This window comes from Rahnella bruchi (assembly GCF_003614975.1).
GTDB classification, from domain to species: domain Bacteria; phylum Pseudomonadota; class Gammaproteobacteria; order Enterobacterales; family Enterobacteriaceae; genus Rahnella; species Rahnella bruchi.
Window position 1 is genome coordinate 359,579 of the sequence record NZ_QZWI01000001.1, and the last position, 26,141, is coordinate 385,719.

Sequence of the window (26,141 nt, forward strand, 5' to 3'; positions counted from 1 at the left end):
CTCTCTGTGTCTGATTAAAACTGCATATAAAAAGAAATTACTGACCGCCGCTGAGTACACGGGCCGGATCAATACGGCTTGCACGACGAGCCGGATACCAGCTCGCCAGCAGGCTCAGGATCAGGGCAGTGACCAGCACGCCCGCGACATCCAGCCAGTGAACTTCAGACGGCAGGAAGTCGATGAAATAAATATCGCCAGACAGGAACTGATGTCCGGTGAGCTTTTGCAAAAAGTTGACGATATTGGTCAGCTGGAAAGCTGCTATCACGCCAATCACCACGCCCGCCACGCTGCCTACCAGGCCGGCCAGTAAACCGTACCAGATGAAGACCGCGCGGATAAGCCCGTCTTTCGCGCCCAGTGTGCGCAAAATCGCAATATCGCTGCTTTTATCTTTCACCGCCATGACCAGCGTCGAAACAATGTTAAAACAGGCCACGCCGATCACCAGCACCATCGCCATATACATGATGGCACGGACCATCTGGATATCGCGGTACATATAGCCGTAGGTGCCGATCCAACTACTAATGTAGACGTAAGCCTGAGTCACTTCACCCGCATCATGGACTAATTTTTGCGCCGCAAAGACATCATTCACCTTGATATCAATACCGGTCACGCTGGAACCCATATCCTGATATTGCTGCGCATCGGCCAGCGGCACCATACCCAGGCTGTGATCAAGCTGTCCGCTGAGCTGCAAAATCCCGGCGACCTGCAAACGGATACGTTTTGGCTGCAACAGTTTCATTTCAGGGTCACTGTTGGGGATCATCACTGTCACCCAGTCACCCTGCTTCACGCCCACGGCATCGGCGACGCCTTTACCGAGGATCAGCTGTTGCTGACCGGCTTTGAAATTCTGCCATGCGTTGTTTTGTACAAATTTGGGCGCGGCACTGACACGCGGTTCACTCTGCGGATCCACACCTTTAAGCTGGATAGCGCGCAGTTTGGCGCCGTGTTCGATCAGGCCATTGAACTGGATATACGGCGCTGCCGCCACAATACCCGGCACTTTTTCGACCCGATCCAAAACGCCCTGCCAGTTGTTAAACGGCTGGTTCACCGGCCGGATTTCGCCATGAGGAACGACTGCCAGCACGCGCTCTTTCAGCTCGCGCTCGAACCCGTTCATGGCACTCAGACCGACGATCAGCACCGCCACGCCCAGCGCGATGCCCAGCGTTGAAATGACTGAAATCAGCGACACCATGCCGCTGCGACGGCGGCCACGGCTGAACCGCAGACCAATCAATAATGAAAACGGAATGCCTGACATTACTTCGCTCCCAGCAACATCGAGTCCTGCTGCAGCTTGCCGTCGCGCATTTCCAGCTGACGCGTCAGGCGGTTAGCCAGTTCCAGCGCATGTGTCACCACCAGAAACGCCGTGCCCTGACGCACATTCAGTTCGCCGAGCAGTTCAAAAATGCTGTCGGCATTGCGCTGATCGAGATTACCGGTCGGTTCGTCGGCCAGCACCAGCGAAGGATTATTGACCAGCGCACGGGCAATCGCCACACGCTGACGTTCGCCGCCGGAAAGCTCAGAAGGACGGTGATGGCTGCGATGCTGCAAACCCACCGCTTCAAGCATTGCCATGGCGCGTTCCTGCACTTCTCCAGATTTCTTTTTGCCGATCAGCAGCGGCATCGCGACGTTTTCCAGCGCGGTGAAATCCGGCAGCAAATGGTGGAACTGATAAATAAACCCCAGTTCGCGGTTACGTAACTCAGATTTCGCTGAAGAAGACATGCTGTTCAGTGACTGGCCTTTGAAAATCACTTCGCCGGACGTCGGGGAATCGAGTCCGCCCAACAAATGCAGCAAAGTACTTTTACCCGAACCGGATGTCCCGACAATCGCCATCATCTCACCCGGCTTCATGGCAAAGCTCACGTCACGCAGCACGTCGGTGTGCATTTTGCCTTCCTGATAAGTCTTACAGAGGTTTTCACACTGCAATAATAAAGAATTACTCATAACGTAAAGCCTCTGCGGGATGGGTGGCAGCAGCGCGCCAGGAAGGATAAAGCGTAGATAATAAAGCGATGGCCATCGCGACCAGCGCAATGACAACAACCTGCACCGGTTCGATATCGACCGGCAGCGACGCGCCGTCGAGCATCAGCCCGATGGCTGGCATAATGGTATTCAGCTGAGTGGCAAGCACCACGCCGAGCACGGCACCAAGCAATGCGCCAATCACACCGGCACTGGCGCCCTGCACCATAAACAGTGCCATAATCTGACGGCGGCTCAGGCCCTGTGTTTGCAAAATTGCGACTTCGGCCTGTTTCTCCATCACCAGTAATCCCAGTGACGTAATAATGTTAAACGCGGCGACGGCGACGATCAGGCTCAGCAGCAGTCCCATCATATTTTTTTCCATGCGCACCGCCTGGAACAGCTCACCGCGACGTTCGCGCCAGTCTTTCCAGCTCGCACCGTCTGGCAGTTTTTGCGTACTCAGGCTGTCGACGTCCAGCGGTTTATCAAGGAACAAACGCCAGCCGGTCACGTTGCCTTTCGGATACAGCATGAGGCGCGAAGCATCCTGAATGTTCACCAGCATCTGATAACCATCCACTTCGCTGTTGGCGGAGAATGTGCCGATCACGTTAAACAGACGCTGGCTCGGTACGCGACCCACCGGCGTGAACTGGCTGACGCTGGTCACCATCAGACGCAGCTGATCGCCGCGACGGACTTTGAGTTGCTGCGCCAGCTGATCGCCAAGAATGATGTTGTACTGACCCGGTTGCAGCTCCTGCTGGGCGACACCAATCAGGTATTTCGCCAGCGGATCATGCTGGGCAGGATCCACACCCAGCATCACACCTACAGCAACGCTGCCGGGGCTTTGCAGCACCACATCACCGGTGGTGAGCGGCACCGCGCGGTTAACGCTTTTCAGCGATGAAACCTGATCATGGGTGATTTTTTGTGGATCAAGGGATCCGCCCGGTGTGGTGATTAACGCCTGAGGCATCAGACCCAGAATGTTACCTTCCAGATCTTTCTCAAACCCGTTCATCACAGACAATACGGTCACCAGCGCCATCACCCCAAGGGTGATACCAATGGTGGATAACCAGGAGACAAACCGCCCGAAGCGGTCCGAAGCACGCCCGCGCATGTAGCGCAGACCTATAAATAACGCGACAGGTTGATACATAACATCCGTTTTAAGTGCTTGGCCGCAAATAAGTGCGTGGCGCAGACTAAAGTGATCAAGGATAATAAAGGCTAGCACCGCTTTATGGAACCACTAACCCAAAGTAATCGGTTTAACTTTGTGACTCTGTTGACCCTTTTATACAGTCAACGGGTTGACCCCGATGACACCAGCGAAGCAAGATACGGTCTGCAAATTGGCCTCCTACAGCCGCCAAAACGAGAACTCAAAACAGCCTATGTCTCAAGATTATCGTTATTCGTTGCCTGAACGTCCGGGCGACACCCGCCTGTTAGGCCAGCTTACGGGCTCCGCCTGCGCGCTGGAATGCGCCCAAATCAGTGAACGCCACAGCGGCCCCGTGTTGCTGATCGCACCTGATATGCAAAATGCCCTGCGCCTGCGCGATGAAATCCAGCAATTTACTGAAAACAAAGTCCTGAGCATTTCGGACTGGGAAACCCTGCCCTACGACAGTTTTTCTCCGCACCAGGAAATCATTTCTTCGCGTCTTTCCAGTTTATATCAGCTTCCTACGATGGAACGCGGCATTATCATTCTGCCGGTTAATACGCTGATGCAGCGCGTCTGCCCGCACGAGTTCCTGCACGGTCACGCGCTGGTGATGAAAAAAGGCCAGCAGCTTTCCCGCGACAAACTGCGTGCGCAGCTGGAACAGGCCGGTTATCGCAGCGTCGATCAGGTGATGGAACACGGTGAGTTTGCCACCCGTGGCGCCCTGCTCGATTTGTATCCGATGGGCAGCGAAGAACCTTACCGCATTGATTTCTTTGATGATGAAATCGACAGCCTGCGTATTTTTGACGTGGACACCCAGCGTACACTGACTGAAGTGGATCACATCAATCTGCTGCCCGCGCATGAATTCCCGACCGATAAAAATGCCATCGAACTGTTCCGCAGCCAGTGGCGCGAAAAGTTCGAAGTGCGCCGCGATGCCGAGCATGTGTATCAGCAGGTCAGCAAAGGCACCTTCCCGGCCGGTATCGAATACTGGCAGCCGCTGTTTTTCAGTCAACCGCTGACCACGCTGTTCAGCTATCTGCCTGAAAACACGCTGCTGCTAAACACCGGCGACCTCGAAGCTGCCGCCGACCGTTTCTGGCAGGATGCCTGCCAGCGTTATGAAAGCCGCCGCATCGATCCGATGCGTCCGCTGCTTGAGCCGGAAAATCTGTGGCTGCGCGTTGATTCATTATTTGCGGAACTTAAAGAGTGGCCACGCGTGCAACTTCGCACCGATTCGTTGCCGAAGAAAGCTGCCAATACCAATCTGAGCTACGAAAAGCTGCCTGATTTATCCGTTCAGCCACAGAATAAAGCGCCGATGGATAACCTGCGCCGATTCAATGAATCCTTCGCGGGAAGCCTGGTCTTCTCGGTAGAAAGTGAAGGCCGCCGTGAAACGCTTCAGGATTTACTGGCGCGCATCAAGCTGATGCCGACGCTGATTACCCGCATCGAAGAAGCCAACACCGCCGGTCGCTACATTATGATTGGCGCATGCGAACGCGGTTTTCTGGACGCAGATAAACAGCTGGCGCTGATCTGCGAAAGTGATCTGCTCGGTGAGCGCGTGGCGCGACGCCGTCAGGACAGCCGCCGGTCAATTAATACCGATACGCTGATCCGCAACCTTGCCGAACTGCGCCCCGGTCAGCCGGTGGTGCACGTTGAGCACGGTGTGGGTCGTTATCTCGGGTTGACCACGCTGGAAACAGGCGGTATTACCGCCGAATACCTGATCCTGACGTACGCCGGGGAAGACAAACTTTATGTGCCGGTATCGTCGCTGCATCTCATCAGCCGCTACGCCGGTGGCGCAGACGAAAGCGCGCCGCTGCATAAACTCGGCGGTGAAGCCTGGTCGAAAGCACGGCAGAAAGCCGCTGAGAAAGTGCGGGATGTGGCCGCTGAACTGCTGGATATCTACGCCCAGCGCGAAGCCAAAAGCGGTTTCGCCTTTAAGCATGATAAAGAGCAGTATCAGCTGTTCTGTCAGGCCTTCCCGTTTGAAACCACGCCGGATCAGGCTCAGGCGATTAACGCCGTTCTGACCGATATGACCCAGCCGCTGGCGATGGATCGTCTGGTCTGTGGCGACGTCGGTTTCGGTAAAACCGAAGTGGCGATGCGCGCAGCGTTCCTGGCGGTATCCAACAATAAACAGGTGGCGGTACTGGTACCAACCACATTGCTGGCGCAACAGCATTTCGATAACTTCCGTGACCGTTTCGCCAGCTGGCCGGTGCGCATCGAAATGATGTCGCGATTCCGCAGCGCCAAAGAGCAAAACGTGGTGCTCGAAGATGCGGTAGAAGGCAAAGTCGATATTATTATCGGCACGCACAAACTGCTGCAAAGCGATCTGCGCTGGAAAGATCTCGGCCTGCTGATTGTCGATGAAGAACACCGTTTCGGCGTGCGTCACAAAGAACGCATCAAGGCGATGCGCGCGGATGTCGATATTCTGACCCTGACCGCAACGCCTATCCCGCGTACGCTGAACATGGCGATGAGCGGTATGCGCGACCTGTCGATTATTGCCACACCACCAGCGCGTCGTATGGCGGTCAAAACCTTTGTACGCGAGTACGACAGCCTGGTCATTCGCGAGGCCATCCTGCGTGAAATTCTGCGTGGCGGGCAGGTTTATTATCTTTATAACGACGTCGAAAACATTGAGAAAGCCTCACAGCGGCTGGCCGAACTGGTGCCGGAAGCGCGCATTGCCATCGGTCACGGGCAGATGCGTGAGCGCGATCTGGAACGCGTGATGAATGATTTCCACCATCAGCGTTTTAACGTGCTGGTGTGTACCACCATCATTGAAACCGGTATTGATATTCCGACAGCCAATACCATCATTATTGAACGTGCCGACCACTTCGGGCTGGCGCAGCTGCATCAGCTGCGTGGCCGCGTCGGACGCTCACACCATCAGGCGTATGCCTATCTGCTGACACCGCCGCCAAAAGCCATGTCTGTTGATGCACATAAGCGTCTGGAAGCCATCGCCTCTCTGGAAGATCTGGGTGCCGGTTTCGCCCTGGCAACGCATGACCTGGAAATTCGCGGCGCAGGCGAACTGCTCGGCGAAGGCCAGAGCGGCCAGATGACCAGCATCGGTTTCTCGCTGTATATGGAACTGCTGGAAAACGCCGTCGAAGCGCTGAAAGAAGGCCGCGAGCCGTCGCTGGAAGATTTAACCACCAGCCAGACCGAAGTCGAAATGCGTATGCCTGCATTGTTGCCGGAAGATTTCATTCCTGACGTCAATACCCGTCTGTCATTGTATAAACGCATTGCCAGTGCGAAGACCGAAGGTGAGCTGGATGAACTGCGCGTGGAACTTATCGACCGCTTCGGCACGCTGCCGGATGCCGCGCGCAATCTGTTGCACATTGCGGTGCTGCGGCTGAAAGCCAAAGAGCTGGGCATCCGCCGTATCGAAGGCAACGAACGCGGTGGCTTTATCGAATTCGGTGATAAGAACCGCGTCGATCCGGGCTTCCTGATCGGCCTGCTACAAAAACAGCCACAGGTTTACCGTCTCGACGGCCCGACCAAACTGAAGTTTATGCTGGATCTGACTGACAGGCCGAAGCGCCTGAAATTTGTCGGAGATATGCTAAGTGAGTTTGCTGATCATCTGATCTGAGACTGACGCGATAAAAGAAAAGCCCGGTGAACTTATCGTTCACCGGGCTTTTTTATCCCTTCCGTATAACCGTTACGGTTTGCGCAACGCTTTCACCTGTTCCGCCGTGATATCCCCCGGCAGCCCGCCGAAGGTCACGCGCAGATAATTCACCATCTCAGCAATTTGCGCATCGTTCAGACGATCTGCAAATCCCGGCATTGGCTGCATGCTTTCGCCGTTCGGGAATTCCTGCGCCGGTAAACCATCAAGTACCGAGATAATCAGGTTGCGACCATCCGGTTGGCGCAAAGTGGCATTATTTTGCATCGCTACCGCGACGTGCGGTTTACCGGAACCATCGGCCATATGACAACCCGAACACTGATCCAGATAAGTGATACGTCCGGCGTCATTACCGCCCTGCCCGATGCTGACCGTCACAGCTGCCGGCGGTTTATCGCCCAGCAGATACGTGACGATCGCACGGTGATCGGCGTCGGTCAGATGACGGGTGCTCAGATCAATAACCTTATGCATCTCGTCAAAAGCAGATCCCTGTGGCGCGATACCGGTCGACAGGAAACGACTTAAATCCGCCGGATTCCAGCCGCGTTGTGCCAGCGCATCCGGCGTGATCGCCGGTGCGGTGATGCGACCGAGCGTGCCGCCTTTCAGGTTGCTGTCGGTATCCATCTGCCCCAGTTTGCCACGTGGTGTATGACATTCGCCGCAGTGACCCAGCACATCGGTCAGGTACTGACCGCGCTGCCAGTCGGCAGAATTGCCCTGCGAACTGGCAGGCATCGGATCACTGGTACGGAACAACAGGTTCCAGCCAATCATCGCCATGCGCTGGTTGAACGGGAATGGCATTTCGTTTTCCGGTACCGGCTGGTCCACCGCAGGACGCGTCATCAGAAACGCATACATATCGTCAGAATCCTGACGCTTCACGCCCTTGTACGAGGTGTAAGGCATCGCCGGATACAAATGACGTCCGCCCGGTGCCACACCTTTAGTCAGCGCCAGATAGAAATCGTCTGACGTCCAGCGGCCAATGCCGTCGTCCGCAGAAGGCGTCAGATTGCTGCCAAAGATTTTGCCAAACGGCGTTTCCAGCGGATACCCTCCCGCCAGCGGTGCACCACCGGATGCGGTATGACACGCCGCACAGTCAGAAGCCTGAACCAGATAGCGACCGCGTTCAATCTGCGCCGTATCCGCAGTCACTTTCTGCACCGGCGCGTCCAGCGTGCGGTTTTCGCGCCACCAGAGCACAGCGATCACGATGATCACCACCACCAGCAGCGCGAAGAAAAGACGTTTTTTCATCACGCATGCTCCCGGATCAGGCCTGGGGTTTTCATGACCACATCACGCACGGCTTCGTAATAGCGTACGTAGCCGGTACAGCGACAAATGTGATTTTCCAGCGCACCGTTAATCGCCGCTTCAAGATCTGCCAGCGGGATCGGGTGTTTTTCCAGACGCTCAAGCAGCAGCGTGGCGGCATTCACAAAGCCCGGAGTGCAGTAACCGCACTGGAAGCTGTAATGTTCCAAAAATGCCTGCTGAACCGGAGAAAGCTGAACTTCGCCTTTATCATCGGTTTTCGCGTGGCCTTCGACGGTACGGACTTTTTTACCGTTGAAGAAATGGGCGCCGGTAATGCAGGTCCGCACTTCTTCACTGGTGCCGCTTTCATGATCGACGATCGCCACACAAGCGTGACAAATCCCCTGACCGCAGCCAAGACGGGAGCCGGTCAGTGCCACATATTCGTGCAGGAAATCAATCATCATCAGGCCTTCAGGAACGTCCAGCGGGCCGTATTGTTGATTGTTGATGGTCAGCGACATAGGCTGGGTTTTGATGCTCATTGTAAAACCTCACGAATATTTTCAGCACGAACAGGCAAATCACGGAAACGGTGGCCGGTGGCATGGGCGATGGCGTTCACCAGCGCGGCGACCACCGGGATCATCACCACTTCGGCCATCCCTTTCGGTGGATCGGTTTCCGACAGCGCAGGCAGGATTTCGCTGGTCTGTTTCCAGACCGCCACATCGCTGGCGCGCGGTAAATGGTAACGGTTGAAGTTCCACGTTCCGTTACCCGGCCCGTCTTCGTACAACGGTAAATACTCGTGTAATGCATGACCGATACCCATCGCCAATCCGCCCTGTAGCTGGCCGGATACCAGTTCAGGCACAATCAGATTGCCGCATTCCATGATGGAATGGTGCGTCAGGAGTTCGACTTTGCCGGTGGCAATTTCCACTGCGATTTCGGCAAGGGTACCGACCGCGCTGTAATAGGTGACAGAAGCGTTATTACGCTGTGTTGGCGGGTAATACACCGCGTCACGTGCCAGCGTGCGGAATTCATCGGCGCCATTACGTATTGCCATGCCATCTACCGGAATACGCTGACGCACATTGTTGAGAGTGAAATCGGCTTCCGCCCATTGCCAGCGATTGAACACGTGAACCGCTGCGCCGGTCAGGCCTTTCATTTCGTACACTTTTTTCGCCAGCATTTCGAGGCTGAGAATTTGCATACCGTTTGCGGTCAGTCCGCCATCCACCCAGCGGGCATCTTCTTTGCGCACGACATATGGAGCAGCCTGTCCGCCGCCAATGCCGGTTTGCCAGATAGCCATCGCCGCGGGCCAGATGCCGTTGTCGAAAATCAGGCGCGCCGCTTCGCGGGTGCTGTGGGAGAAGTAGTAGGCCGAGTTACTGGCGCTGGATGGCGAGCAGTAAGACGGCGACCAGCGCGGGTTGGTTTGCAGCTTGTCCTGCTCTTCCTGCGACATAATGTACGGATCACCGCTGGTTTCCACCGGCAGTACTGACCAGTCAGTCACCGAGAAATGCGCCTGTTCTGCCGGTTTGCCAAGCCATTCGGCGCACAGAACGGACTGAGACGTAGACATGCCCGTACCCATTTCTGCACCGCTGTGCCACAGGCTGATTTCGCCTTTATCGCTGAGTTCCACGCGGGCGAAAGAGGTTTCTGCACCGGTGCCGAAGTCTTTCTGCACGCAGCCAAAACCGACGCCATAGCGTTTACCCGGATTCTGGCTTTCGTATTGGGCTTTGCGTTTCTGGCGTTCTGTCCACAACGGATGCACGGCTGCTTTTTCCAGCACTTCATCGGCGCGGATGGCCCCGGCGGGGATCGCACCCTGGGTGTTTTTCATACCGGATTTCAGGACGTTGCGCATACGCAATGCAATTGGATCCAGCTTCAGCTCGGCAGCCAGCTCATCCATCATCATTTCGGTGGCGGCCATACTTTGCAGCGTACCGTAGCCACGTGCGGAACCGGCATCGAGCGCGCGCGAAGCCAGACCAACGGCGGATAAATCACTTTTCGGGAAGTAGTAAATCGACTGTGCTGCGGTTGCGCCAACCATCACCACCGACGGTGTGAAGTTGCTGCGCCCGCCGCCGTCTGCGGTCATTGCTGCGTGGAATGACTGCAACATGCCGGTTTCGCGATTCACGGCAATGTCGTAATTCATATCAAACGCATGCCGTTTGAGTGCTGACTGGAACTGTTCGAAACGATCGTTAGCCAGACGCACCGGAGCGCCGTCGCCATACATCGCCGCAACCGCGCCGTAATACGGGAAGTTGTAGTGATCTTTCGAGCCGTAACCGACGGTGTAGCACGGGTGCATGATCAGCGTTTTCACCGTACGATGTGATTTCGCCATCATGCGCGGCATTTCATCGGCCACTTCCTGCGGTGACTGCGTTGGCACCACCATATGCAGCGTTTGCGTCGCGGCGTCGTACCAGCCGTTGGCGTTATCCGGCTCAAGCGCAGATGTATCCACGGATTGCGTAGTGAATTTACGCGACATCACCAGCCAGTCCTGCGGCGGCGATTTCAGTTCATCCGCCATTTCGCCCGCGAAGAACATACCCTGCTCGTCCAGCTTGCCGCCTTCGCGCCCTTCCGGCCAGACCGGCAGGTGTTTGCGCATACCGACCGGGAAAACAGGCATATCTTTCAGACTGGAGAATTTGTCGTCTTCATAGGCGGTTTCGCCACCCACGCGCACGAAGCGGAACGTTCCCCACGGATCACGTTCCAGCGGGCCGGTTTTCTCACCGTAGCGCACCACACCCTCTTTGAATTTCAATGCATTTTTGGCAAAACGGAATTTGGCAAAATCCTGATACACCAGAATCGCCACTGCTTGTCCCAGATAGGCAGGCGTTTTGCCTTCCGGCAGCAGCATGTCTTCGCCATAAAATGCCGGGAAAGCCAGTCCGTCGCGCGCCAGCACGTCAGCAGTGACCAGCTGATCGGGCTGAAGATCATCGCCAAGCAGTGAGAGATCCAGACCGGTATAAATCTTGTCGGCCTCGGTCACCCGAATGATAAAGGCGTGCGCCTGTTTCTGTGGCCAGTGCGGCATGTCTTTGGCACGGATATCGCGGGCAAATACTTTCTGCCCCATGACCTTCGCTTTGCCATCGATACGGAAACGGACGCGTTTGTTTTGCGCATCCCACTGGGGGGATTGCAGAATTTTTTCTTCGAACAGTGCGGCATAAGCCCGACTGTGCAACGGGGCCAGATAAACGGAGACGCCAGCGATCACCGCGCCTTTCACGAAGCGCCGTCTGGACGGGTTGAAATTGCTCATAAATTCCCTTGATTCTTATAGGTCTTCTTATTGTTCAGTATTTTCTAATATTCTAAAAATACCGATTATCGTGGGCGATTATATGTACGCAAAGCCTTATAAGCTATGATGGAAAACACATTTTTAATATCTCATTCACAATTGTGCGCAAAAAAGTGAGATAATTTATTTCTGTTGCGCAAACAATAACCAGAAGGGGTACGCGCGAAATGACCGGTATTATTCTTCTCGCCGCAGGCTCAGGAACACGATTTATTGCCGCCGGTGGGGAGGGAAACAAGCTCAATGCAGCCCTGAGCAAAACAGCAGAAAATCCTGTCACTGTTTTTGAAACCACGCTGAATCAGTTAATCGCCAGCGGTATGCCGGTTCATGTGGTAACCCGTTCGGAGAATTTGCAGGTTCAGGCCAGTTGCGCGCGTAAAGAGGTGCCTTTTACACTCACTGACAGTGCCGGAACGGGCGAATCTATTGCCGCCGGTGTACGCGATACGCCGGAATGGGACGGCTGGCTGATTCATCTTGCGGATATGCCCTTTGTTCCCGCAGAGGTTTTCACTGCGGTGGCCAGCAACCTGCAACAGGCACTGGTGGTACGCCCTTTCTGGCAAAATCAGCCCGGCCATCCGGTGGGTTTTGCCCGGCCAATGAGAGAGGGGCTTTTACAGTTACGTGGAGACCATGGCGCGCGGGAACTGATCCGCAGCTATGAAATATTACGACTAGACTTAAATAATCCGGCGGTGATCGCAGATATCGACCTGCCGGAACAACTCCGCGATTCCCCGCTTATTTAGAACGGATATATGCATGCAGCATCTTGATAATCAGGTTATTTCACAGGCAATGGAATGGCTGACCTCCCGGCCGGTCTGGCTTTGTACGGTGCTGACCACTTATGGTTCATCGCCGCGTGCGCCCGGCGCACTGATGGTGGCCAATGCCGATGGTCATTTTTGCGGTTCGCTTTCCGGTGGGTGCGTCGAAGAAGATTTCCTGCAACGCATAGCGGCGGGTGAATATCAGCAAGCCAGCCAGATTGTGCGCTACGGCGAAGGCGGGCTGACGCCGAATATTGCCCTGCCGTGCGGCGGTTCGCTGGATGTGCTGATTGAGTATTTAACGGCGATGCCCGGCAATCTCGAATATCTGCAAAGAATGGGGATGGCGCTGGCGGGGCATTACGCTTTGACTAAGTCACTTACCCTGCCCGCTGCCTGCGATCATCTGGAACTGACGAATTATCATAATGCGACCCAGGTGATGCGAAACGAAGATTGCATCACCCTGCATCTGGCTGCCCCGCCACGCCTGCTGATTGCCGGATTGTCGAGCGTAGCGCTTTATTGCGCTGATTTTGCCTGTGCGCTGGGATTTGAAGTGGTGGTGTGTGAATGCCGTGAGGATGTACTGGAAAACTTTCAGTCTTCACTGAAAGCCGGTATTCGCCTGGAAAAACAATTCCCGGCTAAATATCTCGAGGAACAAAGCTGTCATGCGAATACGGCGATTGTCGCGCTGACCCATGACCCGAGAATGGATGACCTTACCCTGATGGAAGCGGTGAACACTCCGGCATTTTATATCGGTGCGATGGGTTCACAGCGTAACAGCGCACGCCGCCGTGAGCGTCTGCAAACTATCGCGGATTTCACACCAGAGGATTTTTCCCGTCTGCATGCACCGGTAGGATTATCGATCGGCAGCAAAACCCCGGCCGAAATCGCGCTGGCAGTGATGGCGGATATTGTTAAGCATAAAAATGGGGTGAATCAGCTCGTTACAGCTGTCTGACTTCAGTATTCATTCCATAAAAAAAACCTGAGGTTTTCGCCTCAGGCTTTTGTACAGACTTACCGGTTAATTAGGTGCGGGTAAGCTGCAACTGACCACTTTTATCCAGCGGAATTTGAGTGCCCGGATCGTGGTCCATACGAACTTTACCCTGCTGATCGCCTATTTTATAGGTCACATCATAACCGAGCGTTTTATCTGCTTTGTCATACACGGTTTTACAGCGCTGCTGTTGAGTCGTGTAGGTGTCGTTATCCTGCATGCTGCTTTGCACGCGGTTACCTGCATAACCACCACCCAGTGCTCCGGCGACAGTGGCGACATCACGTCCGCGCCCCCCACCAAACTGGTGACCCAAAACGCCACCCGCAACCGCACCCAGTACGGAACCGGTGATCTGATGCTCATCCTGCACAGGACGGCGGTGAGTAACAGTCACATTACGACATTCCTGACGCGGGGTTTTTGTGGTCTCTTTGATTGGCGTAGCACTGACAACCTGCGCATATTGCGGGCCAGACGAAAAGACGTTCATGCTCGCAACGCCAGCAATGCCCAATGCCGCAGCCACACCAATACCGACCCCAGCTAACATTGACTTGTTCACAGGACTTCCTCCGAAAATGTTACCACGCAATTCGCCCCGTAAGAGACGCGCCTCAGTGGACAACAACACATCTGAGGTTCGGCGTGCGTGAATCGCCAGCTGTAAACTTATTGGTTAAGTCTGCCCTTCATAGCCTGAGCAAACAATAAGACGAACTCTGTAAGTGAGGGAAATGACCTGTCTGAGGGGGTGTTTAGGAGGATTCTTAGCTGACAAAGTAATATTGGCGTGATTTTCTGCTATTTGGGTGTTTATTGTACTAAAAATAAAAAAGCCTGTATTAAACAGGCTTTTAGGTATGAAACGATTCAGCTGATGTATAAAAAAAACCCGGTGAACGAAATCAGTGCAGTTTCAAACGCGGGCGGATCACACGGTTAATTCCGCCGACCAGCATCATCAGACCGGTTTTGATATAACCGTGCAGCGCAATCTGATGCATACGATAAAGGGAGACGTAAACCAGTCGCGCCAGACGCCCTTCGACCATCATCGACCCACGCATCAGGTTACCCATCAGGCTGCCGACAGTACTGAAGCGTGAAAGGGAAACCAGTGAACCGTGATCTTTATAGACGTAGGGTTTCAGGCTCTGCCCTTTACGCTGCGCCATGATATTGGCAAAACAGCGGGAAGCCATCTGGTGCGCGGACTGAGCGCGAGGCGGCACGAAGCCGCCGGACGGTTGCGGACAGGAAGCGCAGTCACCGATCGCGTAGATATTCGGATCACGCGTGGTCTGCAACGTCGGCTCCACCACCAGCTGATTAATGCGGTTGGTTTCCAGACCCGCGATGTCTTTCATGAAATCAGGCGCTTTAATCCCCGCCGCCCAGACCATCAGATCGGCATCAATGAATTCACCAGACTTAGTGTTCAGGCCGTTTTTATCTGCGCTGGTAACCATGGTTTGCGTCAGAACGCGCACGCCCAGTTTGGTCAGCTCGTTGTGCGCCGCCGCAGAAATACGCGGCGGCAGTGCCGGCAGAATACGCTCGCCGGCCTCCACCAGAGTGACGTTCAGCGCTTCGCTGTCGAGCCCTTCAAAACCGTAGCTGTGCAGCTGTTTCACCGCATTGTGCAGCTCGGCAGACAGCTCAACGCCGGTCGCACCGCCGCCAACAATCGCGATGTTCACTTTCTTCTGCTTGTCGGAGCTGGCAGAGAATTTGAGGAACAGGTTCAGCATTTCGTTATGGAAACGGTGTGCCTGATGCGGGTTATCCAGGAAGATGCAGTTGTCTTTCACGCCCGGCGTGCCGAAGTCGTTAGAGGTACTGCCCAGTGCCATCACCAGCTGGTCGTACGCAATATCACGTACCGGCACCAGCATCTCACCGTTCTCATCGCAGATTTCGGCCAGTTTGATGGTCTGGTTTTCGCGATCGATATCGGTCAGTGAGCCAATCTGGAAAGTAAAACCATGGTTGCGGGCATGAGCCAGATAGCTCAAGGCATCCACACCGTCGTCCAAGCTGCCGGTCGCCACTTCGTGTAACAGGGGTTTCCATAAATGGCTGTGGTTACGGTCGACCAGAATGATCTCCGCTTTTTTCTTGCGGCCAAGTTTATGGCCCAGGCTTGTCGCCAGTTCCAGACCGCCGGCGCCACCGCCGATTATCACAATTTTCTTCATTGGTGATGTCAAAATGACCCCCTCAAATGTGAACCAATTGTTATATAAGAGTAAAAATATAATCCTTATATTACATAGGGTTGCTTAAGTTAAATCGGTATCTGAGACGGAGGATATCACGCGTGGTGATTTGGTCATACCAAAATTGATATAGGTCAATTTAAATTCATTTGGCTAATTTGACTTAGGGAAATGGCATGTATTTTGCCAGCTTTAAATCAGCAGGTTAGACCGTAAACGAGCGGAAAAATGATTTCAGGGGGCAGAATGAGGCAAATAAAAAACCACTCCTTGCAGGCAGTGGTTTTAAAGAATTTCAGGAACGAAATGTTAAATCAGTCGATGTTTTTGAAGGCTTTGATCCGCTGAAGATGGGTCGAGATATCCCTGAACTTATGGCTCTGATGTTCGTCCCATTCAACCGGGTAGTAATGATGAAGCTTCTCAGCCGTTTTCTTACTGTCGAGCACGCCGTCTTCGCGGGATAAAATCACCAGACAACGGTCGCGGTTTTTCTCGCGAAAATTACTGATGCATTTCGTAGCAATGTCTTCGTACTCTTCGGGGCGGTCGATTTTCCCGGTCATATTGTCCTGCGGTGATAAGTTCGGGTTGAACATCACCTGACGGATCCCGCACAGAAAACCGATACGTTCAGCCCAGAATCCGCCAAGCCCGACTCCGCAAATCAGCGCATTTTTATCGGTGGTTTCATGCAGCACTTTGTCGACTTCTTTCAGCAAATGTTGCATGTCGTGGCGCGGGTGCAGCGTGCTGTAGCTGATGAAACGTACGTCGGGATCAATAAACTGCAGCTGCAACACTTTCTCATGGTTACCGGGACTGGTTGAATCGAAGCCATGCAAATAGATAATCATCGTTTACCTCATCCTGAATGTGCGTTGAAACCCTCACGCGGTCTGAAAAACGTTACCGGGCAGTTTCTTTATGTTCCTGCCAGCGGGCGTCGAGGGCGGTCAGTTCACGGTTTGCCTCTTTCCAGCGACTCGAATTTTGCAGGTCCTGACGGGCCTGTTTTCCACTGTACAGTCCGCGATGATACAACTGCGCAACACGTTCAGCTTTGACCGGAGACAGGTTATCCAGCACGCTCACTGCGCCCTGACGATTATTGCAGGCCAGGATCATATCGCAACCAGCATCCAGAGATGCCTGGGCACGTTCCGGATAGCTGCCCATAATCGCGGCACCTTCCATTGAAATATCATCGGAAAAAATCACGCCGTTGAAATTCAGTTCTTTACGTAAAATATCCTGCAACCAGTAAGGCGAACCGCTGGCCGGACGCGGGTCGGCCTGCGTATAAATCACATGTGCAGGCATGACGGCATCCAGCAATTTACGCTCATTAAGCTGACGGAAGATTGCCATGTCGTGCTGGCGGATAACCTCCAGCGGGCGATCGTCACGTGGCGTTTCTTTGTGGGAATCCGCACTGACTGCGCCATGTCCGGGGAAATGCTTACCGGTCGTTTTCATGCCTGCTGCGTGCATGCCGAGAATAAACTGTTCTGCCATATCCAGTGCTTTGTTCGGGTCGGCGTGGAATGAGCGCTCGCCAATGGCCGCACTGATATGGCCGATATCCAGCACCGGCGCAAAGCTGATGTCGATATCCATGGCAATCATTTCTGACGCCATCAGCCAGCCGCCCTCCTGTGCCAGACGCGCCGCTTCGTGTGGCGTATTGATCGCCGCAAAAGATTGCGCAGCGGGCAGACGGGTAAAGCCTTCGCGAAAACGCTGCACGCGCCCGCCTTCTTGATCCACCGCCAGCACCAGACGGTCATGGGACGCGGCGCGTATCTGGCGGATCAGTTCATGTAACTGACTGACGTCATGATAATTTCGGGTGAATAAAATCAGACCGCCCACCAGCGGGTGCTGCAAAATTTCACGTTCTTCGGCATCCAGCTCATAGCCAACGACATCCAGCATTACAGGTCCCAACAAAATGGACGCTCCTTTTCTTTTCAGATGATTTTTAAGGGCGCAACGGGTGCGCCCATTCTCTGTACTGATTTTCGCCGGTCTGCTGCCAGCGCACTTCAAACCACATCAGCATCAGGTAATCTACCCAGGGGATCCAGCGGTTAACCTGCTGCTGTAAAAGAGTTATTTCCTGATAGCCGCCCGCATTAACGTACTCATTCAGGAATGTATTTTGTTGCTGCGCATTCCAGTCATTACCGCGAACAATGGCGGCCAGTTCCAGCGCAATATCTGCATTCGCGGCATATTCCCAGTCAATCAGCCGCAGGCCTTCCGGCGTATTCAGCACATTGCCTGCGTGAATATCCATGTGCACCAGCGCCAGTTTCAGCGACACGGGCGGCGTCTGCGACATCATCTGGTGATGTAAACGCAGCCAGCGCGGCGTCAGCCTGCGCCGGTCGATATGTTGCCAGTAACGCGCAAATTGCTGCGGTAAATCCAGCCGGTAGCCTGACGGCGCCAGCTGATGCAACCTGACCAGCGTCTGGCTCAGCGCCTGCTGTGTGGCAGGCGTTGCGAAGTCCTGTTCAGTCAGCGGCGTGCCGTCTATCCAGTCAACAATCAGCCACGGCGGCGAATAAAGTCTGACACACGGCCCTGACTTTTGCCGCGCGACATGCCGCAAAATCGCAGATTCACGTTGCCGGTCAGCCCCTGCAATTCGCTTCTCATAAGACTGATGCCGCGCCAGCAAATTACCGGCGGGCGAAGTTATTTTCCAGCTTTCACCCGTCAGCCCTGCGACCGGTGATAAACGAAAACCGGCGGTATTCACCGCCGGATAATGTTTTTCGATCAGTTGCTGTAATTCGGATTGCAGAAGCTCAGCGTTAATTCTGAACAGCACCGCGACCAGACCAGACGATTTCACCACTTGGTGCGGTAATCAAACGCATCGACATCGTGGGTGCTTTCACATCGCCACTGACGGTGCTGTAAAGTACATATTGGGCTTTTACGATGTTTGCCAGACCGATAGCTTTGCTGACCGAAGCGAGGCTATCATCCGGCGATAATCCCAGTGACTGCTTGGCTGAAGACACCTGTTCTGCCGGCACCACCTGGAAAGTCGTATTGTTCGCCAGCGTACTGCGCAGGGCATCCGTCGCTTTGGCCATTTGCAGCGAACCGTTGGTGCTGTTTTTCACGCCGTCTACCAGCAGAACGCTGCCGGACTGCACACCACCGGATTTGAGCATTTTCGCCAGCATCGGCTCAACGGTCGCCGTCCAGTCAATATTTGCGAATTTCGGTGGCTGCGGAACCGGCTGAACCTGTGGCTGCTCAGGCACTGGCGGATTGACCGGCGGCAGTGGCTGTTGCGGTTGTTGAGGTTGTTCTGGCTGCTGAGGCTGCGTCTGTTGCTGGTTTGGCAGAGTACAACCGCCAAGGATCAATGCGGCCATTGCCACAATGAGAAAATACTTTTTCATCAACCTTCTCCGTACGGGAATTTAGAGATAAAGGTACATGCGCACACTGTACGCATCGAGATTGCCATTGAGTGAACTGATGTCAATGCTGCTGTTGGCAGGCACGGTGACAGTCCGGGGTTCCGCAACCGGTAATAAATCCAGTCCCTGCTTATCATACCAATAGAAACGGTAATGCAAGGTGACAGGATGTGGCTGGTTATTATCCAGCGTACTGGTGGCCTTTTTCTGCCCACCGGAGTCAGACACTGATGGCGAGCTCGGGATAATCCCCGCCGTCAGAACGGGGGATTCCATCACCACCCTTTGCTGATTGTTGAGCGCAATACCAGGCTTGCTGCTACAGCCTATCAACAAAATTACCGGCAATAATGCCATCAGGAAACGCATGTTTGCCCTTACTGACGTGACAGCAATGGACCCAATGCACGGCCACCGACCAGATGCATATGGATATGATAAACTTCCTGCCCGCCGTCACGGTTGCAGTTGACGATCAGACGATAGCCACTTTCGGCAATCCCTTCCTGTTCGGCAATTTTAGCGGCAACCGTCATCATCCGGCCCAGCGCGGCTTCGTGCGTGGCATCAACGTCATTCATCGTCGGGATCAGGATATTCGGGATGATCAGAATGTGGCTTGGCGCCTGAGGAGAAATGTCGCGGAATGCAGTCACCAGTTCGTCCTGATAAACCACATCGGCAGGGATTTCACGGCGAATAATTTTGCTGAAAATTGTCTCTTCGGCCATCTTAACTGTCCTTAACAAAGTAAAAAGCGTTGTACGCAGTATGGGTTAGAATTTCCATTCCTTTCAACCTGATTACGCTTTTTGATGCTTAATTGACGCAGAAAGCGCCAGCGACAGGCAACGGCAGCCGTTGGGGTAAATTGCAGGCATAAAAAAGGAGGCCGAAGCCTCCATTCTCAGAACTTAACATTGCTCACCATTAATGGTTACGCATGTACTCGTCCATATCAGTTTTCAGGTTATCAGACTTGGTACCGAAAATAGCCTGAACACCAGAACCTGCAACCACTACACCTGCCGCACCCAGTTTTTTCAGGCCAGCCTGATCAACTTTCGATACGTCCGCTACGCTGACGCGCAGACGGGTAATACAGGCATCAAGGTTAGTGATGTTGTCTTTGCCGCCGAAAGCCTGAACCAGAGACGCAGACATTTCTGAACCGCCCTGCGTTGTAGTTTCGCTGGTTGTTTCTTCACGGCCAGGCGTTTTCAGATCCAGCTTCGCAATCAGGAAACGGAAGATGCTGTAGTAAGCCACCGCATATACCGCACCTACGATTGGGAACAGCCAGATTTTGCTGCTGTTACCGCTCAGTACGATGAAGTCAATCAGACCGTGCGAGAAGCTCGTACCGTCACGCATACCCAACAGGATACAGATTGGGAATGCCAGACCTGCCAGAAGCGCGTGGATCACATACAGGATCGGCGCAACAAACATGAAGGAGAATTCAATAGGTTCAGTGATACCGGTCAGGAACGCAGTCAGTGCAGCGGAAATCATGATGCCGCCGACTTTTGCACGGTTCTCAGGTTTCGCTGAGTGCCAGATAGCGATTGCAGCAGCTGGCAGACCGTACATTTTGAACAGGAAGCCGCCGGACAATTTACCCGCAGTCGGGTCACCCGCCATGTAACGTGGGATATCGCCGTGGAATACCTGACCTGCGGAGTTCACGTATTCACCGATTTGCATCTGGAATGGAACGTTCCAGATATGGTGCAGACCAAACGGAACCAGCGCACGTTCTACAACGCCGTAGATACCGAATGCCACTACCGGGTTCTGGTAAGCAGCCCATTGTGAGAAGGTCTGGATACCTGTACCGATTGGTGGCCAGATGAAGGACAGAACCACGCCCAGAATAATCGCCGCCAGACCAGAGATGATTGGCACGAAACGTTTACCCGCGAAGAAGCCCAGGTATTCAGGCAACTTGATGCGGTAGAAACGGTTGAACATGTATGCCGCAATCGCACCGGAGATAATACCGCCCAGTACGCCGGTGTCCGCCAGATGCTTGGCTGCAATTTCTTCAGCCGGCAAATGCAGAACTAGTGGTGCAACAACTGCCATGGTTTTGACCATGATGCCGTATGCCACAACGGACGCCAGTGCAGAAACACCGTCATTGTTGGTGAAGCCTAACGCCACACCGATAGCAAAGATCAGAGGCATGTTAGCGAAGACGGAACCACCGGCTTCGGCCATAACATGGGAAACGATCAGTGGCAGCCAGCTAAAGTTTGCAGAACCGACACCAAGCAGGATACCTGCGATTGGCAGTACGGATACTGGCAGCATTAGCGATTTACCGACCTTTTGAAGGTTTGCAAACGCGTTCTTAAACATAATTGAGTGTGCTCCTGAGTAATGATGCTTTTGATACTTCATGCGGTTTAGCCTGATAACTAACCGCTTTGCAAAGGGTCGTACAGCCCTTTGCTGTCGGGTGTCTGAGCACCCCTTTTAATTTTTACGAAGGGTAAAATAATTCCCTTTGTTAATGTTTGATGGCAGTCACGTTTTTCTGAAAAATGCAGTGAGAGCGTTTAAAAAACCCACGATTTGCAACATTAAATCCGAAATAAACGCCCGTAGCCCCGTAAAAAACGGGGCCACAATACCTCATTCTGGTGATTAATTACGAGGTGAAAAATAAATCCAGAGTATATGACTAACCTTAAGGCTAGATTAGGGAGGAAGTGTCGACGTGAAATAATTGTGAAAAGTTAGCGGTCGTCGCTTCGGCCAGCTCTTCTACGCTCACACCTTTGAGCACGGCCATGTAATCGGCAACGTCACGCACATAGGCTGGCTGATTCTCTTTTCCACGATGCGGAACTGGCGCAAGATAGGGCGAGTCAGTTTCTACCAACAGACGATCCAGTGGAATGTAGCGGGCAACTTCGCGCAGTGCTTCAGCGTTGCGGAAAGTCACAATGCCGGAGAAAGAGATATAAAATCCCAGATCCAGCAGGAATTTTGCCGTCGGCAGATCTTCAGTGAAACAATGCAGAACTCCGCCGCACTCCCCCGCATTCTCTTCTTTAAGAATATCCAAAGTATCCTGACGGGCATCACGTGTATGGACGATCACCGGTTTGTTCAGCTCGCGCCCAATGCGGATGTGCTCGCGGAATGAATCCTGTTGCAGCTTCAGTTGATGGGCTTCTTTCTGATAAAAATAATCCAGTCCGGTTTCCCCCATCGCCACCACTTTCGGGCTGGCGGCAAGTTCACGAAGTTCTGTGAAATCATAGCCATCATCGATATTGAGCGGGTGTACACCACAGGAAAAGGCCACGTCCGGACGGTCGCCAATCAGCTGCGTCATCGCGCGATAACCAGGCAAGGTGGTCGCCACTGCCAGCATAAATTTCACGTCACGTTCGCGGGCTTTCTCCAGCACGTTATCAACGCCGGTGTGCAGCTCATCATAATCAAGGCTGTCGAGATGACAGTGGGAATCGACTAAAAACATAGTAATTAACTCATGACAAATAAAGGGTTCAGCGGGAAAGCGCGGAACTAAAAATCGACGCAGAAACGGTGCCCTGAAGCATCTGTTCCCACTCAAGAAGTTGTTCGGTCAGCAGTAACTCACGGTTAACACCGACGATAGAAAGCAGTTGCTGGCGGCAATGCATCCAGGCACTCACCGATTGTTGTAAAGACACACTGGACTGCGCACCGGCAAGCAGCGCAATTAACGGCTGCTGATCGTGGTTGATGATGAACTGTCCGGCCTGTTGCTGCCATTTGATGGCATCGAGCAGTAGGGTCGCCAGCCAGTAGAGACGTTCAGGCGCATCATCATGATTAAGCTGCGTCAACAGGGAAAGCATATCCTGTTGCTGACATTGCACATACAGCTGCTGGCAAAGTGTCACACGTTGCTTCCAGCGGTCCGGCTGCAACAACGCAATCGCGGACAACGGAGCGCCGTTAGTCAGACGCAAGGCAGTTTTAATCGATACAGGATCTGCGCTGAGCTGACGGTTAATCCACTGTACTGCCAGCGCTTCTTCCGGTACCGGCAGATGCCAGTAAAAACAACGGCTGCGGATCGTCGCCAGTAACGCCGAAGGTTCACGGCATCCCAGCAGGAAATAGGTGCCTGCGGGAGGTTCTTCCAGCGTTTTCAGCAAGGCATTTGCTGCGGCTTCCGTCAGCAATTCCGTTTGCGGGATCCAGACAACTTTGGAACCGCCCTGTTGGGAATAATTGTAGAGCGTTTCGATAAGCTGGCGCACGGGATCAATACCCAGCGAGTTTTTTCCCTTTTCAGGTTGCAGGATGTGCCAGTCAGGATGGTTTCCGGCAATCATCAGCTGGCAACTGTGGCAGTTACCACAGCTCTTTTCGCCGTCCTTGTGCTGACACAACAGCCAGCGGCTCAGACCATACACCAGCGCTTCGTCCCCGATACCAGCAGCGGCATGCATCAGCACCGCATGATGACCGCGACCTGTCAGATATTGCCCTGTCAGCTGGCGGTAGGGGCCGCTGAGCCACGGATACCAGTTCATGAATGCTCCTGGGTTGCCTGCTCGTCAAACCAGTTTTTCAGTGTCTGTTCGATCGATGCCTTAACCTGTTCAATGGTCCGAGAGGCATCGATGGTTTTGATGCGGCTGTCAGCGGCAGCAAGTTCCAGATAACGGGCACGCGTGCGTTCAAAGAAAGGCAGCGCTTCCTGCTCAATGCGATCCAGTTCACCGCGCGCACGGGCGCGTTGCAAACCGATGGCCGGAGGCAAATCCAGATACAGCGTCAGATCCGGTCGGAAATCACCGAGCACGGTATCACGCAAAGAGGTCATCAGTTTGGCATCAATCCCGCGCCCGCCACCCTGATAAGCTTGCGAGGAGAGATCATGCCGGTCGCCAACCACCCATGCACCGCGGGCCAGAGCGGGTAAAATCACCGTCTCAACCAGCTGGACACGTGCTGCGTAAAGCATCAGCACTTCGGCTTTGACCGTCGGTTTTTCGCCATCCACGCCGCGCTTAAATAAATCGCGCAATTTCTCCGCCAGCGGCGTACCTCCCGGCTCACGGGTAAACACAATTTCTTCCACACCGTGCTGGCGCAACGCATCTACCACCACGTTATGAGCGGTGGTTTTCCCCGCCCCTTCGAGGCCTTCAATGACAATGAAGTTACTTTTCATTCTTATTCTTAAGAGCCTCTATATACACACGAACCGCCTTGTTGTGGTTCTCAAGGTTAGTGCTGAAAGTATGCCCGCCTTTGCCGTCCGCGACAAAATAAAGATACGGCGTTTTTGCGGGATGTGCCGCAGCCTGAATTGAGGCTTCGCTCGGCATCGCAATAGGCGACGGCGGCAGGCCGGTAATCACGTAAGTATTGTAGGGGGTTGGCGTTTCCAAATCTTTCTTCGTGATATTACCTGTGTAATTTTCGCCCATACCATAAATGACGGTCGGGTCAGTTTGCAGGCGCATACCGATCCGCAGGCGGTTAACGAATACCGACGCGACTTCCGGACGCTCATCTTTCACGGCAGTTTCTTTTTCTATAATCGACGCCATGGTGACCATCTCCGCAGGCGTTTTGTACGGCAGAGAATCCGCACGGCCTTTCCAGATATCTGCGACGGTTTTTTCCATCCGCACGTGAGCGCGTTTGAGCAGAGATAAATCCGTCATGCCCGCAGTGTAGTGGTAAGTATCGGGATACAGCCAGCCTTCGGCATTTTTGGTATCGGTCATGCCTAACGCGGTGGCAATCTCCTCACCGCTCTTACCGCTGAGTTCATGTTTGAGATATTCTGATTTATCTGACACCTTCATCCAGTCGCTGAGTTTAAAACCCTCGACAAAACGAATACTAAACTGGGCTTCTTTGCCGCTTTTGAGCAGTTCCAGCATCTGCCTAACTGTCATGCCTTTTTCCAGACGATAGGTTCCGGCTTTGAATTCACTCAGTTCAGGTTCCAAACGTAATAACCACGGAAACCACGGATTAGGCTTCATCAGTTTCTTGTCGATGAGCAGCGTTTCCAGCACCACACGACCGGTACCGGCAGGCAGGGTAAAGATCGTTTCACTGCTGACATTGATCGGGCGATCCGCAAAGTGTTTCACTTTCTGGTAGGCAAACGTCGCCAGCCCTGCAACGATCAGGACAATCAGGGCGAAGATTTTGGTCTTTTTGTTTGTCATTATTTATTCACTTTTTAACAGCTCTGGAGCAGAAAATCGTACAAATATCGGGATGAATAGTGCCATCCACAGACTTGTGCTACGGGTAAAACGGGCATAAGTGCATTACAAATCAGCACTTCATCAGCATCCGACAATGCTTGCGCGGGTTCACTGACTCTATGCAATGTCCATGGGGACGCATTTTCAATGAGCCGGATAATGTGCTGGCGCATAACACCATCCACACCCGACTGCGATAGATCTGGTGTAAATACCTGATTCCCCTTGCGCCAGAATAAATTAGCCGCACAGCATTCCACCAGGCAGCCTGAAGTGTCAACCACCAGCGCCTCATGGGCGTCCGTCTGGTCAAGATGCAGGCGGATCATGACCTGTTCAAGACGGTTAAGATGTTTTATCCCCGCCAGCAGCGGGTTCTTACTCAACGTCACCGGGCTCAGGACGATTTTCACACCGTGTTGTCGCCACGCGTGATATTGCACGGGATATGCAGACACAGAAACAATCCGGGTCGGTTTGGTGCAACCAGCTGAACTGTAGCCACGCCCACCCTGCCCGCGCGTAATAACCGCTTTAACGACAGCCTCTTCCTGTTGTCCGGCGGCCAGTACCATTTCACGCTCTAAAGCCGCCCAATCCACGCTATCAATGTGCAACACAGATACCGCACGCTGCATCCGCGCAATGTGTTCTGAAAGCAATTGGATTTCACCGCGTAGTACCCTGGCCGTAGTGAAGCAACCGTCACCAAATTGCACAGACCGGTCTGCCGCAGGCAAAGTTGTCGCCGCCACACCGTTAATCCACATGGTTACTTCCTCCTGACTTCAGGGTTATGGTTCTCCGACAGCAGAGACTGCGTGAGCAGGTTTCTGGCGGCAAGTAGAGCATTCTTACTTTATCGTACCGGC

Annotated in this window: 23 protein-coding genes; 3 read left to right on the forward strand and 20 right to left on the reverse strand. The window is 53.6% G+C overall.

Annotated features, from left to right (window positions below):
• Positions 1-37: 37 nt before the first annotated feature.
• Genes lolE through lolC form a run of 3 tightly spaced genes read right to left on the reverse strand, consistent with a single transcriptional unit; the run spans position 38 to position 3,187 of the window.
• Positions 38-1,288 (reverse strand): lipoprotein-releasing ABC transporter permease subunit LolE, encoded by a 1,251-nt coding sequence (gene lolE / locus D5398_RS01730; protein ID WP_112291102.1) that lies wholly within the window; start codon positions 1,286-1,288, stop codon positions 38-40.
• Complete coding sequence (lolD, locus tag D5398_RS01735) at positions 1,288-1,992, reverse strand: lipoprotein-releasing ABC transporter ATP-binding protein LolD (protein WP_120506080.1); 705 nt, start codon at positions 1,990-1,992, stop codon at positions 1,288-1,290. Before lolD ends, lolE begins: the two co-directional genes overlap by 1 nt.
• Positions 1,985-3,187, reverse strand: a complete 1,203-nt coding sequence (gene lolC / locus D5398_RS01740; RefSeq protein WP_120506081.1) for a lipoprotein-releasing ABC transporter permease subunit LolC — start codon at positions 3,185-3,187, stop codon at positions 1,985-1,987. Before lolC ends, lolD begins: the two co-directional genes overlap by 8 nt.
• A gap of 238 nt (positions 3,188-3,425) precedes the next feature.
• On the opposite strand from lolC, the gene mfd reads away from it, so the two are divergent.
• Positions 3,426-6,869 (forward strand): transcription-repair coupling factor, encoded by a 3,444-nt coding sequence (gene mfd / locus D5398_RS01745; RefSeq protein WP_120506657.1) that lies wholly within the window; start codon positions 3,426-3,428, stop codon positions 6,867-6,869.
• A 72-nt stretch (positions 6,870-6,941) separates the two neighbouring features.
• Here the strand turns inward: mfd and D5398_RS01750 are convergent, their stop codons facing one another.
• Genes D5398_RS01750 through D5398_RS01760 form a run of 3 tightly spaced genes read right to left on the reverse strand, consistent with a single transcriptional unit; the run spans position 6,942 to position 11,517 of the window.
• A complete protein-coding gene (locus D5398_RS01750) occupies positions 6,942-8,183 on the reverse strand; it encodes a cytochrome c (protein ID WP_120506082.1) in 1,242 nt (413 codons plus the stop codon).
• Positions 8,183-8,731 carry a (2Fe-2S)-binding protein gene (locus D5398_RS01755; protein WP_120506083.1) on the reverse strand — a complete coding sequence of 183 codons (549 nt, stop codon included), beginning with the start codon at positions 8,729-8,731 and terminating at the stop codon, positions 8,183-8,185. Before D5398_RS01755 ends, D5398_RS01750 begins: the two co-directional genes overlap by 1 nt.
• Positions 8,728-11,517 carry a xanthine dehydrogenase family protein molybdopterin-binding subunit gene (locus tag D5398_RS01760; protein WP_120506084.1) on the reverse strand — a complete coding sequence of 930 codons (2,790 nt, stop codon included), beginning with the start codon at positions 11,515-11,517 and terminating at the stop codon, positions 8,728-8,730. Before D5398_RS01760 ends, D5398_RS01755 begins: the two co-directional genes overlap by 4 nt.
• A 209-nt stretch (positions 11,518-11,726) precedes the next feature.
• On the opposite strand from D5398_RS01760, the gene D5398_RS01765 reads away from it, so the two are divergent.
• Both D5398_RS01765 and D5398_RS01770 read left to right on the forward strand, forming a co-directional pair.
• Positions 11,727-12,314, forward strand: a complete 588-nt coding sequence (locus D5398_RS01765) for a nucleotidyltransferase family protein (protein ID WP_120506085.1) — start codon at positions 11,727-11,729, stop codon at positions 12,312-12,314.
• Between the two features lie 13 nt (positions 12,315-12,327).
• Positions 12,328-13,311, forward strand: a complete 984-nt coding sequence (locus tag D5398_RS01770; protein ID WP_120506086.1) for an XdhC family protein — start codon at positions 12,328-12,330, stop codon at positions 13,309-13,311.
• 70 nt (positions 13,312-13,381) lie between these two features.
• Here the strand turns inward: D5398_RS01770 and D5398_RS01775 are convergent, their stop codons facing one another.
• The 14 genes from D5398_RS01775 to pabC form a co-directional block, all read right to left on the reverse strand.
• Positions 13,382-13,918: a glycine zipper 2TM domain-containing protein gene (locus D5398_RS01775; RefSeq protein ID WP_120506087.1), complete on the reverse strand. Its 537-nt coding sequence runs from the start codon at positions 13,916-13,918 to the stop codon at positions 13,382-13,384.
• Between the two features lie 343 nt (positions 13,919-14,261).
• Positions 14,262-15,566 carry an NAD(P)/FAD-dependent oxidoreductase gene (locus D5398_RS01780; RefSeq protein ID WP_120506088.1) on the reverse strand — a complete coding sequence of 435 codons (1,305 nt, stop codon included), beginning with the start codon at positions 15,564-15,566 and terminating at the stop codon, positions 14,262-14,264.
• Positions 15,567-15,889: 323 nt separating this feature from the next.
• Complete coding sequence (gene ycfP / locus D5398_RS01785) at positions 15,890-16,432, reverse strand: alpha/beta hydrolase YcfP (protein WP_120506089.1); 543 nt, start codon at positions 16,430-16,432, stop codon at positions 15,890-15,892.
• Positions 16,433-16,484: 52 nt separating this feature from the next.
• The gene (gene nagZ / locus D5398_RS01790; RefSeq protein WP_120506090.1) at positions 16,485-17,513 is read right to left on the reverse strand and encodes a beta-N-acetylhexosaminidase; all 1,029 of its coding nucleotides are present in this window, start codon (positions 17,511-17,513) and stop codon (positions 16,485-16,487) included.
• A 46-nt stretch (positions 17,514-17,559) separates the two neighbouring features.
• Entirely contained in the window at positions 17,560-18,417 is an 858-nt protein-coding gene (locus D5398_RS01795; protein WP_120506658.1) for a phosphotransferase, read from the reverse strand.
• Positions 18,401-19,003 carry a penicillin-binding protein activator LpoB gene (gene lpoB / locus D5398_RS01800; protein ID WP_120506091.1) on the reverse strand — a complete coding sequence of 201 codons (603 nt, stop codon included), beginning with the start codon at positions 19,001-19,003 and terminating at the stop codon, positions 18,401-18,403. The genes D5398_RS01795 and lpoB overlap by 17 nt, the downstream gene beginning before the upstream one ends.
• Before the next feature lie 21 nt (positions 19,004-19,024).
• Positions 19,025-19,393: a YcfL family putative periplasmic lipoprotein gene (locus tag D5398_RS01805; protein WP_120506092.1), complete on the reverse strand. Its 369-nt coding sequence runs from the start codon at positions 19,391-19,393 to the stop codon at positions 19,025-19,027.
• Between the two features lie 8 nt (positions 19,394-19,401).
• Positions 19,402-19,755: a purine nucleoside phosphoramidase gene (gene hinT / locus D5398_RS01810; RefSeq protein WP_120135087.1), complete on the reverse strand. Its 354-nt coding sequence runs from the start codon at positions 19,753-19,755 to the stop codon at positions 19,402-19,404.
• 199 nt (positions 19,756-19,954) lie between these two features.
• A complete protein-coding gene (gene ptsG, locus D5398_RS01815) occupies positions 19,955-21,388 on the reverse strand; it encodes a PTS glucose transporter subunit IIBC (RefSeq protein WP_120506093.1) in 1,434 nt (477 codons plus the stop codon).
• Between the two features lie 337 nt (positions 21,389-21,725).
• Positions 21,726-22,520: a metal-dependent hydrolase gene (locus D5398_RS01820; protein WP_120506094.1), complete on the reverse strand. Its 795-nt coding sequence runs from the start codon at positions 22,518-22,520 to the stop codon at positions 21,726-21,728.
• Positions 22,521-22,548: 28 nt separating this feature from the next.
• The gene (gene holB, locus D5398_RS01825) at positions 22,549-23,568 is read right to left on the reverse strand and encodes a DNA polymerase III subunit delta' (RefSeq protein WP_120506095.1); all 1,020 of its coding nucleotides are present in this window, start codon (positions 23,566-23,568) and stop codon (positions 22,549-22,551) included.
• Positions 23,565-24,212, reverse strand: a complete 648-nt coding sequence (tmk, locus tag D5398_RS01830; protein ID WP_120506096.1) for a dTMP kinase — start codon at positions 24,210-24,212, stop codon at positions 23,565-23,567. Before tmk ends, holB begins: the two co-directional genes overlap by 4 nt.
• Positions 24,202-25,227 (reverse strand): endolytic transglycosylase MltG, encoded by a 1,026-nt coding sequence (mltG, locus tag D5398_RS01835; protein WP_120506097.1) that lies wholly within the window; start codon positions 25,225-25,227, stop codon positions 24,202-24,204. The genes tmk and mltG overlap by 11 nt, the downstream gene beginning before the upstream one ends.
• A 14-nt stretch (positions 25,228-25,241) precedes the next feature.
• Positions 25,242-26,039: an aminodeoxychorismate lyase gene (gene pabC / locus D5398_RS01840; RefSeq protein ID WP_120506098.1), complete on the reverse strand. Its 798-nt coding sequence runs from the start codon at positions 26,037-26,039 to the stop codon at positions 25,242-25,244.
• Between the last annotated feature and the right edge of the window lie 102 nt (positions 26,040-26,141).